This window comes from Embleya sp. NPDC020886, assembly GCF_044333915.1.
Taxonomy (GTDB): domain Bacteria; phylum Actinomycetota; class Actinomycetes; order Streptomycetales; family Streptomycetaceae; genus Embleya.
This window is the reverse complement of record NZ_JBIRRX010000001.1, coordinates 394,060-407,502: the sequence shown is the minus strand read 5'-3', so window position 1 is coordinate 407,502 and position 13,443 is coordinate 394,060. Positions and strand designations below refer to the sequence as shown.

General features: G+C 69.2%; 11 protein-coding genes. 5 read left to right on the top strand and 6 right to left on the bottom strand.

The annotated features are described in order from the left end of the window. Positions 1–803: 803 nt before the first annotated feature. On the top strand, positions 804–2,717 hold the full coding sequence (locus tag ACH4U8_RS01700) for an IucA/IucC family protein (RefSeq protein ID WP_395775535.1): 1,914 nt from the start codon (positions 804–806) through the stop codon (positions 2,715–2,717). A gap of 34 nt (positions 2,718–2,751) precedes the next feature. Next, a complete protein-coding gene (locus ACH4U8_RS01695) occupies positions 2,752–3,681 on the top strand; it encodes a hypothetical protein (protein ID WP_395775534.1) in 930 nt (309 codons plus the stop codon). 232 nt (positions 3,682–3,913) lie between these two features. Here the strand turns inward: ACH4U8_RS01695 and ACH4U8_RS01690 are convergent, their stop codons facing one another. Then, complete coding sequence (locus tag ACH4U8_RS01690; protein ID WP_395775533.1) at positions 3,914–5,125, bottom strand: DUF4073 domain-containing protein; 1,212 nt, start codon at positions 5,123–5,125, stop codon at positions 3,914–3,916. Positions 5,126–5,391: 266 nt separating this feature from the next. Here ACH4U8_RS01690 and ACH4U8_RS01685 point away from each other — a divergent pair, with 266 nt between their 5' ends. Further along, positions 5,392–6,252, top strand: a complete 861-nt coding sequence (locus ACH4U8_RS01685; protein ID WP_395775532.1) for a hypothetical protein — start codon at positions 5,392–5,394, stop codon at positions 6,250–6,252. 38 nt (positions 6,253–6,290) lie between these two features. Here ACH4U8_RS01685 and ACH4U8_RS01680 read toward each other — a convergent pair whose 3' ends face one another. From ACH4U8_RS01680 to ACH4U8_RS01660, 5 genes are all read right to left on the bottom strand, one after another. Continuing rightward, complete coding sequence (locus ACH4U8_RS01680) at positions 6,291–6,845, bottom strand: methylated-DNA--[protein]-cysteine S-methyltransferase (protein ID WP_360317436.1); 555 nt, start codon at positions 6,843–6,845, stop codon at positions 6,291–6,293. Further along, positions 6,842–8,302 (bottom strand): AlkA N-terminal domain-containing protein, encoded by a 1,461-nt coding sequence (locus ACH4U8_RS01675; RefSeq protein WP_395775985.1) that lies wholly within the window; start codon positions 8,300–8,302, stop codon positions 6,842–6,844. Before ACH4U8_RS01675 ends, ACH4U8_RS01680 begins: the two co-directional genes overlap by 4 nt. Positions 8,303–8,390: 88 nt before the next feature. Further along, a complete protein-coding gene (locus ACH4U8_RS01670) occupies positions 8,391–9,761 on the bottom strand; it encodes a DUF2252 domain-containing protein (protein WP_395775531.1) in 1,371 nt (456 codons plus the stop codon). Positions 9,762–9,992: 231 nt separating this feature from the next. Continuing rightward, a complete protein-coding gene (locus ACH4U8_RS01665) occupies positions 9,993–10,874 on the bottom strand; it encodes a hypothetical protein (protein WP_395775530.1) in 882 nt (293 codons plus the stop codon). A 233-nt stretch (positions 10,875–11,107) separates the two neighbouring features. After that, positions 11,108–11,617 (bottom strand): SigE family RNA polymerase sigma factor, encoded by a 510-nt coding sequence (locus tag ACH4U8_RS01660; protein ID WP_360317444.1) that lies wholly within the window; start codon positions 11,615–11,617, stop codon positions 11,108–11,110. 239 nt (positions 11,618–11,856) lie between these two features. Between ACH4U8_RS01660 and ACH4U8_RS01655 the strand changes: the two genes are divergently transcribed. Then, positions 11,857–12,957 (top strand): PLP-dependent cysteine synthase family protein, encoded by a 1,101-nt coding sequence (locus ACH4U8_RS01655; RefSeq protein WP_395775529.1) that lies wholly within the window; start codon positions 11,857–11,859, stop codon positions 12,955–12,957. Between the two features lie 50 nt (positions 12,958–13,007). Beyond that, complete coding sequence (locus ACH4U8_RS01650; RefSeq protein WP_360317448.1) at positions 13,008–13,382, top strand: PH domain-containing protein; 375 nt, start codon at positions 13,008–13,010, stop codon at positions 13,380–13,382. Positions 13,383–13,443 lie beyond the last annotated feature (61 nt).

Sequence of the window (13,443 nt, the reverse complement as noted above, 5' to 3'; positions counted from 1 at the left end):
CACCGCCGCCCCTGGCTTGGCCGCCCCAGGCAACTCTGGTCCTCCGGCCGTCGCAAGACATCCCGTAGTCGCGGCCCGCATGCGGGTGAACGAAAGTGCGACAGATCCCGCGGTTCGACGTTCGAGCGGTGCCGGAGCCTTGCCTCCTCGGTTACACGACTTGCGGGGGAGGGCGGCAGGAGCCGGTTGCGAAGATCGCCCGTCTCGCCTCTCGCTGCCTACGACACAAGGGCGTTCGTATCGTAGCCGCTCGCGGACGGTGCGTGGTGACGATCACCGGAACCAGGAGAATGCTGCGATCGTATTCGGCACGAGTACCCCGATCCATCGGAAATGGCGCAGACTCCTTGTGGGAGCGACATGTACAACGTGCTCAGCCTCGATCGCCCGCATCGACCACCACCGCAGGCCGGCGGACCCGTCAGGTCCGCCGGGTACGACGACCGTGCGTCCATTCGGGGGAATGCGAAGCGGCGCCGGACCCGCCGTGCCCGGTCCCTGACATCGCTCTTATGGAGGCGTTCGTACCGTGATGACGGGCTCACGCGGCCGCTGGCCGCCGACATTCGGGCAACGGGGCGGGCCCGCAGGCGCGTTGGCGTCCGCCGGCATCGCGGATCATGAGAAGGGGTTGCCATCGCGCAAAGCCCGCACACGGGAGCCCGATGCGGGACATGATTCTGATAACCGGCGGATTGCCGTACGGTGAACGTCCTTCGGAGCGGTGGCGAACGGGCCGCGTCCACGATTCGAACCGTAGCCCGACCCACGGCCGTGCAGACCAGGGGAGGTACGTACCGCACATGTCGACATCCGCGGAGGCGCTTCCGGAGCCGGCGCGACCGGGCAGCCCTCGAAAGGCCATCCCCGGTCCGGCCGGGGACGAATCCTCGCCCGCGCGAGCCCATCCGACCCACCTCGAACCCGAACACCCGCGCCCCGGCGCGGTACTCGGCGCCGCGCGACACATCACCGCCGGCGACCGCGGGTCGAGCGACCCACTGCTCGACCCCACGCCGGCGCGCGCCGCCGACCACGCGGCCATCGAGAATCTGCTGCGTTGCCGCATCCGTGAAAGCGGCACGGCGGTACCGGCGGACGGCCCCTTACGGCTTCCGTTGCCGGCGACCGCCAGCACCGTCGTCGCGCCGGTCCTGTATCGCTCGGAGACCGGCATGCACCGTTTCGGGCCGGTCCGACTGAGCAGTGGTGTCGCCCTCGACGCCACCACGTTGGCCGTGCTGCTTGCGATCGAGGCCGCGCACGGGCGAGTCGGCTCGATCACCGCGATCGCCGATATGACCGACCGGGTGATCGACTCGACCCGACGGATCGCACACCATCTCGCCGAGCGTCGCAAGGCGTCCGAGGACGTGCCCGGAACGACGCCGTTCCTGTGCACCGAGCAGTCGATCGTGCTCGGCCACCCGATGCACCCGTCGCCGGCATCCCGTCAAGGTATGTACGGGCCCTCGTCGCCGCGCTACTCGCCGGAATTGCGCGGCTCGTTCCCCCTGCACTGGTTCGCCGTCGACCCCTCCGTCGCGGTCCACGACGGCGACCTGGGGCGTCCGGTGCCGGTCGTGCTCGCCGGGCTTGCCGAAGGGGACGTGAGCCTGCCCCCGGGTATGGTCGCGCTGCCGGCGCACCCGTGGCAGGCCCGCGACGTGTTGGCGAGGCCGGGTGTCGCCGCCCTCCTGGAACGTGGTCTGCTTCGCGACCTCGGTCCCGGTGGGCCCGCCTGGTCCGCGACATCCTCGCTGCGCACCGTGTACCGCACCGGCGCGCCCGTCATGCTCAAGACATCGCTCGGCATCGAGATCACCAACTCCCGCCGGGAGAACCACCGCAGCGAACTGCGCCGAGGTCTCGCCGTACACCGCATGCTCGACGCCGGCCTCAAGCGCGTCATGCACTCCGCTCACCCCGGCTTCGACGTGCTGCGCGATCTCGGTTGGATCGCCGTCGACATTCCCGGTGGGCGTGGCGAGTCGGGGCTCGAACTCGTGGTGCGGGACAACCCGTTCGGCCCGCGAGACCGCGTGCACTGCATAGCGGGGCTGGCCGCGACGCGCCCGGACCTGCAGCGGGGGAGATCGATCCTCGCCGACGTGCTGTACACGCTGGCCGCGCGCACCGCGACACCGCTGCGGGAGACAGCCGAGTCGTGGTTCCGCCGATACCTGGAGGTGCTGGTCGCACCGATCCTGTGGCTGCACGGCGAATACGGCCTGGGCCTGGAGGCGCATCAACAGAACACCCTGGTCGTACTGGACACGGACGGTCGTCCGATCGGTGGGCGCTATCGCGGCAACCAGGGCTACTACTTCTCGGCCGAACGCGGAGCACGGCTGGCCCGTTGGCTCCCCGGCGCGGGTCGGGACCTGGGCACCTGGTGCCCCGACCACGTGATCGACGAACGACTCGGCTACTACCTCGCGATCAACAACGTGCTCGGCCTCGTCGGCGCGATGGGTGCGCAAGGGCTGGCCGATGAAAAGGCGTTGATCGCGATCTTCCGTGACCGGCTGATCCGCACGCGCGCGGATCACCCCGCAGGGCGCCCGCTCATGGACCGCCTGCTCGACGGTGCCACACTGCGGTGCAAGGCCAACCTGCTCACCCGCGTCGCGGGTCTCGACGAACTCGAAGTTCCGTTGGAGACCCAGTCCGTCTACGTCGACATCCCCAACCCGATCGCGGACGTGCGCGGCTGAGCGGTTCTCGTACCACCAAAGAGGAGACGGCACGGTGCGCGCGAACGTCACGGTCCTGGCGCTGCACCGGTTCGAAGGCGAACCTCTTGAATACGAGGACGCGGTCTGGATCGGCGACGGGGCGGGGCGTGGGTTCCTGCCGCCGGCCGGACCCGCGTGCAGGCGCGCCCGGGTGGACCGGCCGGGCGCGCTTCGGGTGGCTTTCGCGGACGGCGCCGCGGAGAGCCTGCTGGCGCGGCGCTGGGCCGAACTCGTGGTGCGGGCATGTGGCGCGGCGCCCACTCCGCTCCTGTGCGGGGGTGCGGGCTTCGCCGATGTGTTGGCGCGCGCGGCGGACCGATGGCCCGAACTGACCAAGCGCTATCTGGTCGAGCGGGATCGGCGTGGAATGCCCGTACAGCCGTACGAATTGCGCAAGTTGGAGCGTGGAGCGCATGCCTCCGCAGTACTCGCCGCGCACTTCGCGCCACATCCGTGGTTGTCCGGCCGAGGCCAATGGGCGGTCGCGGTGCTCGGTGACGCCTACCTCTTCCAGGTTCGCGGCGACCGGCTCTGGCGGGTGTTCCCCACCTCCCGACGGCCCGATGTCGCGACCAGCAACGGTGCGGATCGTGCAGCGGTGGCACGGCGGGTGCGGTGTGCGCGCGGTACCTGGACCGACCGCGATCTGTTGTACGTCGCCAACGAAACGGCGGGCGCGTGGTTCCTGCGCACCGCGCTGGCCGGCGGACGACCCTGGGAGGAACTGCGCGAACCTGCGGCGGGAAGTCCTCACGAACTCGCCCGCTGGGCAGCCGCACGACGGCGGGCGGGCATCCTCGACAAGGGGGACCTCACGCTCGTACGCATCGACCCGATGCCCGGCCCGGCCCGGCCCCCTGGCGACCGGGACGGGGCCCAGACCCTTACGCGAGGCCATTCGCCGGCGACTCCCATGCCTTCGTCACCTGCGGGCGGCCACTGAGCGGCCCGCACAAGCACGCGACCCGGTGGGTGAAGCCGTCGATCGGTCGCCTTCACCACGTGGCCGTGACCGGCCCGGACAGCCCGACCGCAGCCGCCGCCGTCGGGACTGCACACGGGTGCGGGTCTCCGGACCCGAACCGAAGACGTCAGCCGTAAGGCGTCGGCGGGGACGCCGAAGGGGTGGGACCGGCCGCCGACGGTCCCACCCCTTCAGCTCCTGTCACGGGCGATCAGCAAGCGCCCCGGTCCTCCCACACACCCCACTGGCCGGTCGTGCCCGGTGCCTCGCCGCGCGTCCACCACTTGGCACGCCACGTGTGGTTGTTCCACACGACGGTGTCGCCGTTCGTGTACGTCATCGACTCGGTCCACGGCTTGGCCGCCGCGCACTTGGTGTGCAGTGGGACGTTCATCTCCTTGACCCACTGGTTGCGCCGGAAGTCGCGGGCCTTGATCGTCACGCGGTCGTTCGCGACCTCGACTTGGAGCCCACTGTTCTCCAAACCGCTCAGCGCGCTCTCGCCGCCCGAACCGTCGTCGGTCCATTGAGTCTGAACAGCACCCGTGTTGACGACGGTGAAGCCCTCGAGGTTGCCGGTCCCGGGCACCACCTTGCGCACGGCCCAGTCGGACAGGTTCAGGTCCCAGTGCGTGTGCGAGGTGAACAGCACGGCGTCCTTGTGGGCGCCAAGGATGTTCATGATCCGGTCGGCCTGGAGGTAGTCCGACTTGTAGAGCTTGTTACGCGTCCCCGAGACGGTGTCCGGCAGGACGTGGTGCGAGAACACGAACGTCGGCTTGCCCTGTGCCTCCCAGTAGTTCATCCGCTGCTCGAGCCACGTGAGCTGCTCGTCGCTGAACCACACCTCGTCCCACTTGGTGGAGTCGCTGTACTTCATGTACTTCTCGGTACCGAGGAACAACATCGGGACACCGTCGACAACGCGCTCGTAGAAGACCTTGTCGAGGCCGGTGAAGTCGTAGAAGTTCTGGAAGAGCGACTGCTCGGTGGTCCCGTTGGGCCAGGTCTCCTGGCAGAGCTTGTCCGGATTGCAGTACTTGGGCACGTAGAACTCGTGGTTGCCGATCGTGAAGAACGTGTTCGCCGGGTGCGGACGCGTGTTCAGGACCTGCTTCACCTGGTCGTACTCGGCCTTGTAGCCGCGCGGGGTGATGTCGCCGTTGACGACGAGCGCGCCGCTGTTCGGGTTGATCACCTTCATCTGGTCGAGCGCGCGGCCGAAGTCCGCGAGGTCGCCCTGCACGTCACTGATGACATTGAAGGACACCTTGGCGGGCGCGGCGGCGGGGGCCGCACTCACGGGGGCGGAGGAGTGGGCCGTGGCGGGGCGGCTCTCGGCGTAGGCGGCGCCTGCGCCCGCCGTCAGGGCGAGCGCGGCGCACACGGCCGCTACGCGCCGGTGTTTGCGGAGGTTGGGCATGGCGATCCTCGGGACGGAGGGGGTGCGGGGACTTGTCCATCACACCGGTTGGTCGCGACGGTCCGGCGGCCCGCAGCGATCATGAAGGTGTCGAATGGCTGAAGATCGTCCACGAATCCGGCAAAGCGAGCTCCAAGTCGTCCACAAGGGTCGAGTTGTCCACAGACTGCGGCCTCGCGCCGCGTGCCCCGGGCCGTGCAGACCAGGATCCGGGAATGGAAGTGACCGTACGAGTCTTGCGGGGGTTGGCATGGCAGCACGACGGAGTGGTAACGCGGGAACAGGCGCTGTCCGCCGGGGTGACCGGGCGGGTGTGGCGCAGGCTCGTGAACGATGGGAGCGTGCGCGAACTCGCGCGCGGCGTGGGGTTCGTCGATGCCGATCGATGTGCGCTGTCCTGGCGCGGGCTGTTGCGCGCCGGGCTCGCGGCCTATGGCGAGCGAGCCGTGGCCGTCTTGCACAGTGCGGCCCGCGTGCACGGGATGCGTGGCGTGCCGCCGGTGGAATGTGTGCACATCGCGACGCCCGATACCGCGTCGCGTCGTGGTGGGCCCGGCATCGTGGTTCATCGGCGACGGTTGCCGGCGGAGGAGATCGTGACGGTGGACGGCTTCGCGGTGACGACGCCGGTGCGGACGCTCGCCGACCTGGTGGCCAGGCTTTCGCCCGAGGACGGGTTGGCGATTCTCGATTCGGCGCTGCACCTGCGCCTGGTCGAGGTGGCGCAGTTGGAGGCGGTCGAGCGGGCGGCGGCAGGCCGCCCCGGGGCGGGACAGGTGCGGCCGCTACTGGAGATCGCGGACGCACGGGCCGAAAGCCCGCTGGAGTCGCGAGTACGCCTCGACTGCGTGCGGGGCGGGGTCGCACCGGACGAGTTGCAGCACGAGGTCGCGCTGCTCGACGGCGGCCGGGCCCGCGTGGATCTCGCCTGGCTGACCGGGCTGCGGCCGATTTTCGCCGAAGCGGACGGAGCGGACGTGCACTCGCGGCCCGACGCGTTGTTCCGCGACCGGTCCCGGGCCAACGAGCTGGCCCTCGCCGGCGCGCTCGTTCTGCGTTTCACCTGGCACGACACACTGCGCCGAGGGAAGGTCGCGGGGCTCGTGCGGCGGGCGTTCCAGTCATGAGTCCCGCGAGCGTCGCGGTGCCTGTGGAAGTGGTCCGGCTATCCGGCGACGCGGATGTTCTCCAACGCCAACAGGCGCTGCTTGCGCGGCAATCCGCCCGCGTAGCCGGTCAACGTGCCGTCGGCTCCGATCACCCGGTGACACGGGATGACGATGCTGATCGGATTGCGGCCGTTGGCCAGTCCGACCGCACGGGAGGCCGTGGGCTGCCCGAGGAACCTCGTGGCCAGCGCGCCGTAGGACATCGTGTGCCCGAACGGGATGGTCGTCAGGGCCGACCAGACCCTGAGCTGGAAGGCCGTGCCGACCGGCGCCAACGGCAGGTCGAACTCGCGCAGTTCGCCGGCGAAGTAAGCGCTCAACTGCGCCTTCGCCTGCGTGAACGCACCGGGATCGGATACCCAGTCCGCGTCTGGGGTCGCCGCCATGTAGAGGGCGGTGAGCGACTGGCCGTCACCGATCATGAGCAACTCGCCGACCGGGGATTCCAGCGTCGCGTATCGGCGGGGGCCGTCGAGGGGGACGTTGAACGCGGTCGGGGGCACGTTCGGGTCGGGCGTTTCGACGACATCGAACAGCGCGTCCTGGTTCATGCGACTTCCTTCACCGAGACGGTGGATGCTGCGGACAGGCTCGCCCACAGGTGGTGCAACGCGTACGAGCGCCATGGGGACCACGACTGCGCGGCCGAGACCGGGAGCCCCCAGCGCGCCAGCGCGTGCTTGACGCCCAGATCGGTCGGTAGGAACACATCCGGATCGCCGAGTGCCCGCAACCGAATGTACGACGCCGTCCAGGGGCCGATACCCGGAAGGGCCAAAAGGCCCGCCTCCGCCGCTCGGCGGTCCACCCCCGGGTCCAGGCGGACCGCCCCGGACGCGAGCGCCCCGGCGAGCGAGTAGATCGCCTTCTTGCGAGCCATGGGCATCGGCAGATCCGCCGGATCCGCGTCCGCCAACGCGTCCGCGGTCGGGAACGCGTGGGTGAGTCCGCCCTGTGGCGCGACCAGCGGTTTGCCGTACAGGGCTGTCAGCCGACCCGCGATCGTGCGAGCGCCCGCGACCGAGACCTGCTGGCCGAGCACGGCTCGGACGGCGAGCTCGTCGGGGTCCACGTGGCCCGGTGAACGCAGGCCGGGCGTGGCACGCACCAGCGCGCCCAGCCCGCCGTCACCGACCTCGGCGCTTGCGAGTGCCTCGTCCACGGCGAGCGGATCCGCGTCCAGGTCGAGCAAGCGCCGGCAGCGCTGTACGGCGGCCCCCAGGTCGCGCAGGTCGTCCAGGACCAGGCGGCACCAGACCCACGAGGGACCGGGCGAGAGTTCGACCACGCCGGTGCCGTGCGGGAGGGACAGTACGCGACGGTAGACGCCGTCCACGTACTCCTCCACCCCCGGCACCGCCCGCAGCCCCAGGAAATCCAGCGTGTGCCCGAGCGCGATCGGCTCCCGGTAGGGCAGCCGCAACCGGATCTCGCCCGGTTCGACGCTGCGGGCGCCGGCCCGTCCGCGCACCTCCGTGGGGGTGCGGCCGAACACCTCGCGCACGGTGTCGTTGAACTGCCGCACGCTGGCGAACCCGGCCGCGAACGCCACCTGTGCGATCTGCAGATCGGAGGTCTCCAGGAGGACGCGGGCCGTCTGTGCCCGGCGGGCGCGGGCGAGCGCGAGAGGGCCCGCGCCGACCTCGGCCATCAGCAGCCGGTTCAACTGGCGGTCGCTGTATCCGAGCCGACCCGCGAGACCGCCGACGCCTTCGCGATCCACGACCCCGTCCGCGATCAACCGCATGGCGCGCCCGACCACATCGGCGCGGACATCCCACTCGGGCGAACCCGGCGAGGTGTCCGGGCGGCAGCGTTTGCACGCCCGGAACCCCGCCGCCTGCGCGGCTGCCGCAGACGGGTAGAACCGCGCGTTCTCCCGCTTGGGCTTGACCGCCGGGCAACTCGGCCGGCAGTAGATGTCGGTGCTGGTGACCGCCATGTAGAACCAGCCGTCGAACCGACTGTCCCGGCTGCTGCACGCTCGGTAGCACTGCTCGTCGTCCATCACGTCGACAAGTGTCACCCCTTCCCGCAGGAGTGGCCGGCGGGAATCGGACAGCACCGTGGCGGCGCCTCGCGGGCGCGAGCCGCGCCTACAACCCCCGAATCAACCCGTTGCGGAAGAGGTCGACGAAGATGGCATGGTCGGCGCGGGCACGAGCCCCGTACGCGTGCGCGAAGTCCACGAGTGAGGCCGTGAAGCCCTCCTCGTCCCGCTCGATCGCCTCCAGGATCGCGTCCTCGGTCGAGAACGGGACCAGCGTGTGACCGCTTTCCTCGTCCGCGACCGCGTGCATCGTCGCGGTGGCGCGGCCCAGGTACTCCACGACCTCCGCGATCGTGTCCACCTCGTTGAGGTCCGACCAGTCCAGGTCGTTCGCGTAGGGCGACACCTCGGCGACCAACTGCCCGACCCCGTCGATGTCGGTGTAGCCGAGCCACGGGTCCGCGTGTGCCTGCAGGGCGCGCTGCGAGATGACCGTGCGATGACCTTCGTGTTCGAAGTAGGACCGCACCCGGGGGTCGGTGACGTGGTGGCTTACCGACGGCGTTTGGCCCTGCTTCATGTACAGGATCACGTCGTTTTCCAGCGCCTCCGTGTTGCCCTCGATCAGCAGGTTGTACGAGGGCAACCCGGCGCTGCCGATGCCGACCCCGCGCCGACCCACCACGTCCTTGACCTCGTAGGTGTCCGGCCGTTGGCGCGTTGCGGGCGGCAGCGTGTCGAGGTAGCGCCGGAAGGCCGCCAGCACCGTCTCCTTGACGTCGTCCGGCAACTCGAACGCGCCGCCGGACAGGGCGAAGCGTCGTTCGTGGTCGGCGACGACCGTCTGCGAACGAAGCAACCCGATGCGCGTCTGCAACCGGGCCTGCCGCAACACTTCGAGCAGCGGTCCCTCGGTCGTCGCCAGTGTCAGTGCGGCGTCCTGCGGCGTGATCTTGTCGGTCAGCAGCCGGAGTTGGTCCAGGTAGGCCGCACCGTAGCCGGTGACCAAGGCCGCGATCGTGTCGTCGCTGAGGGCCTTGCCGTGCCCGATCAGCGCGAGGCTGGCCGCGAAACGCTTGACGTCCCACGTCCAGGGGCCGACGTACGCCTCGTCGAAGTCGTTGACGTTGAACACGAGCTTGCCGTCCGCGTTCATGTACGTGCCGAAGTTCTCCGCGTGCAGGTCGCCGTGGATCCACACCCGCGAGGTGTGCTCGTCCAGGAAGGCGTCCTCGCGGCCGTCGAGGTCGGCGTAGAACAAACAGGCCGTGCCCCGGTAGAACGCGAACGCCGAGGACGCCATTTTGCGGAACTTCACCCGGAACGCGGCGGGATCGCCGTCGATCAACGCGCCGAAGGCCCGTTCGAAGACCTCCAGGATGTGCCGGGCACGATCCTCGGGGTCCGCCGGGCCATACTGCGCGTAGCCGCCCTCGAACCCCACGCCGCCCAGACCGATCCCTATGCCCTCGGCCATTGCGACCGCCTCCCTCGAAGTCTCCCCGGAGTCGACAGGACCCCACGTCAGGATCCCAGACGGGAGAGCCGGGAGGGCATCGAGCCCCCGGAGCGTGAGGGGGGAGTCAGAGGCGCCCGGGGGCTCGACATCCGGCGCCTGCCCGGCCGACGGCCAGTCATGCCCGGCAGGGGTCGACGATGTTCGAGAGCGCGATCCGGCTTCGGGAATCGATCCGGTGGCAACGCCCGGTCAAGGAGTCGACCCGGCCCCGTTCTCCGACCGCGCGTTTCCCGAAGGGGTCTGCGACGGCACGGCGGTCGACGGCGGGACGTTGTAGTCGTCCCGACGAGTTGGGGACTGGTAGTTGATGTTGGGCGGGGTGCTCGCCGCCGTACTGTTGGCTTCCGCGCGCACCCACACGGGCCAGATCGGGGCGAGCGCGATCGAGCGCAGCCGGTCCATCGACAGGAGCGGTGTCGGGCGGCCGATTTCCCCCTTCTCCTCGCGGGAGGCGACCTCGTTGACCGTGATCACGACCCCGTCGCGACGCACGACTTGAACGGACCACTCCTGGGGTCCCCTTCCCGAAGGGCCGGCCTTGCCGTCGGCGCGGTTCTCCGGCGTGTCCGGAGCTGCGGGATAGACCCAATCCTGGCGCTCCACCACTCGACTGCCGTCGGACATCCCGTAGTCCATGCACTTGGCCTTGGTGGTGCCTTCCGGGTGCGGACACCCCGCGACTTCGGCTACCACGGCGCTTTGTTGCACCGACATCGACAGCAGGCTGGGCCCGAGGGAGTCCTCCAGGACCAACGACACCGACGCCCCGACGCTATGGATGCCCGCAGTGCTCTTGTCGGTGTTGTCCGACCCGGTGATCCGCGTGGGCGGAAGGGTCTCCGGCAACAGCGGCATCAACAGATGCAGCAGCAGCGGCGGCAGCAGGGGTGTCATCTGAGGCGGGGCGGACAGTGTCGGCCGTGGCTTGGGCACTGCCTGGGGGATGGGTGATGTGAGCAGCTGCGCCGTCGGGCTCGCAGGTCCGGACACCTGTCCGGGGCCACCGTCGGTTCGTTCCGAGACGACGAGCAGGGTCGTTCCCGCCACGGCCAGTACCGCTGCGGTCGACACGCCGACCTGGAAACGCCGTAGCAACTTCATCCGCCTGCCTCGGGCGATACCACCCGAGACCAATCCCGCCGGGGGGACCAGCCCCGACGCCGACGCCCGCATCGCGGCCGCCAGCTCCTTCTCGTGGGACCCCATAGACCTACCGTCTCCTCGCCATCCGTGCCATCCGTGTGAACGCAGGTCGTACTGCTCACCAGCCGTACGGCCGTACCGGCGGTGTGCTCACTGACCCCTCATGCGGCGGAGAGCCAGCCGGATTCGCTTCCGAGCACGCTCCGCAACTTCTCCAGCGCCCGCATCGACCTGCTCCGCACGGCCCCCTCGGACACGCCCATCTGTCGCGCCGTCTGCTCCACGCTCAGGTCCTCCCAGTACCGCAGGACCAACACCGCCCGGTCCTTGGGCGGCAGTTCGGACAGGCTCTTCAGGAGTGTCAACCGCAACGCCTGGTCCTCCTCGGGGCCCGAGCCTTCCGGCAGGTCGGCATAGGGCTGCTCGGTGCTGCTCAGCCTGCGTCGGTGGGACAGATAGGTGCGTGTCAGCACGGTGCGCGCGTATGCCTCCGGGCTGTCGGCCCGACTGACCCGCTTCCATGCCCGGTACAACTTGCCCAGCGTCGTCTGCACGAGGTCCTCGGCGAGATGCCAATCGCCACACAGGAGCCACGCCGTCCGGAACAGCCGACCGCTGCACGCGTTGGCGAACTCCAGGAAATCGGCCGGCTCAGCGTCGAAGCCCGCCATAGACCCTCCTCGTCCCTACGCGCCCTCGCGCGTACCCACCCCATAGACGCGGCGGACCCCCCGACACGTCACAACTTCCGGCCGAGAATACGTATGCGCAGCTCATGGGCCATTCGAGGGGTTGGCCAAGGAATCCGCGCGTCGGCCCGTAGCCTGGGCCGGAGTCGATCACCATCGATGCCGCAGCCCTCGCGCCCCCAAATCCGGCACGGGGACACGAACCAGCCAGGGGAGTCGACGTGACGTCGGTGGACAACGATGTGGACCGTTTCAGCGCGAAGACTCGAGACTGGGTCGACGAGGCCATCCGCAAGGTGAGCGCCGACGCCAACCGTTCCGCCGACACCCATCTGCTCGCTTACCCGCTGCCCGCGCAGTGGGGTATCGACCTCTACCTCAAGGACGAGTCGACCCATCCCACCGGCTCGCTCAAACACCGCCTGGCCCGCTCGCTCTTCCTGTATGCCCTGTGCAATGGGTGGATCGAGGAGGGCACCACCGTGATCGAGGCGTCCTCGGGCTCGACGGCGGTCTCGGAGGCCTACTTCGCCAATCAGATCGGCCTGCCCTTCGTCGCGGTCATGCCCGCCACCACCAGCCCGGAGAAGATCGAGCTGATCGAGTTCCACGGCGGTCGATGTCACCTGGTCCAGGACGCCGCCACCGTGTACGAGGTCTCGCGCGCGCTGGCGGCAAAAACGGGCGGGCACTTCATGGATCAGTTCACCTACGCCGAGCGCGCCACGGACTGGCGGGGCAACAACAACATCGCCGAGTCGGTGTTCGAGCAGATGTCCCAGGAGCGCCACCCCATTCCCGAGTGGATCGTCGTCGGCGCCGGTACCGGGGGCACGAGCGCGACCATGGGCCGCTATGTGCGTTATCGCCGACACCACTCCAAGATCTGCGTCGTGGACCCCGAGAATTCCGCCTTCTTCGACGGATGGCGCATGCACGACCCGGAGTACGCCCAGGCGTGTTCGTCGCGGATCGAGGGCATCGGCCGACCCCGGGTCGAGGCCAGCTTCATGCCGAACATCGTCGATCGCATGATCAAGGTCCCCGACGCCGCGTCGGTGGCGGCGATGCGCGACCTGCACCGGCGCACCGGGCACAAGGCCGGCGGCTCGACCGGCACCAACCTGTGGGGCGCCCTGCGCCTGGTGGCCGAGATGCGCGCCGCGGGCCGCACCGGTTCGGTGGTGACGCTGCTGTGCGACGGCGGAGAACGCTACGCGCATTCGTATTACTCGGACGAGTGGCTCGCGCGGCAGAACCTGGATCTGGGCCCGTACGAAGACACGTTGCGACACTTCCATGCCACCAGCGAATGGCGCTGACCGCGCAGCCTTAGGCTGGGTACCGCAGGTCGACGAGGAGGAGCAACAGGATGAGCGGGGCGGGAAACGTCGTCTTCGACAAGCGCGAGCAACTGGAGAAGATCCAGAGCGGGCTGCTGCCGGGCGAGCAGATCATCGCGGTCTACGACGCGAAGGGCGTCGGCACCGGGTTCATCGGCCTGACCGACCGGCGCGCGATCATCCAGGACAACAGTTTCGTCGGTAAGAAGATCGCGATCACCTCCTTGCCCTATTCGAAGATCAGCAGCGTGAGCATGGTCTCCAACAAGAGCTTCACCGGTTCGTATCTGAGTTCCAGTGAAATAGCGATCCACGTCGGTACGCAGACCTACAGCGTGGAGTTCCGCAGCGACGACAAGGGTCGACACGTCCACGACGTGATCCTGCACTACATCATGCGCTGAGCAGGTGATCGCGGACGTGCCCATACTCGGGCAACTCGGGTGCTTCGGGCGTCGATGTGGT

Bases quoted from the DNA above. Each gene is read 5' to 3' on its own strand.
- ACH4U8_RS01700 (WP_395775535.1), top strand. From the start codon at position 804: ATGTCGACATCCGCGGAGGCGCTTCCGGAGCCGGCGCGACCGGGCAGC.
- ACH4U8_RS01690 (WP_395775533.1), bottom strand. From the start codon at position 5,125: ATGCCCAACCTCCGCAAACACCGGCGCGTAGCGGCCGTGTGCGCCGCG.
- ACH4U8_RS01680 (WP_360317436.1), bottom strand. From the start codon at position 6,845: ATGAACCAGGACGCGCTGTTCGATGTCGTCGAAACGCCCGACCCGAAC.
- ACH4U8_RS01675 (WP_395775985.1), bottom strand. From the start codon at position 8,302: ATGGACGACGAGCAGTGCTACCGAGCGTGCAGCAGCCGGGACAGTCGG.
- ACH4U8_RS01670 (WP_395775531.1), bottom strand. From the start codon at position 9,761: ATGGCCGAGGGCATAGGGATCGGTCTGGGCGGCGTGGGGTTCGAGGGC.
- ACH4U8_RS01660 (WP_360317444.1), bottom strand. From the start codon at position 11,617: ATGGCGGGCTTCGACGCTGAGCCGGCCGATTTCCTGGAGTTCGCCAAC.
- ACH4U8_RS01650 (WP_360317448.1), top strand. From the start codon at position 13,008: ATGAGCGGGGCGGGAAACGTCGTCTTCGACAAGCGCGAGCAACTGGAG.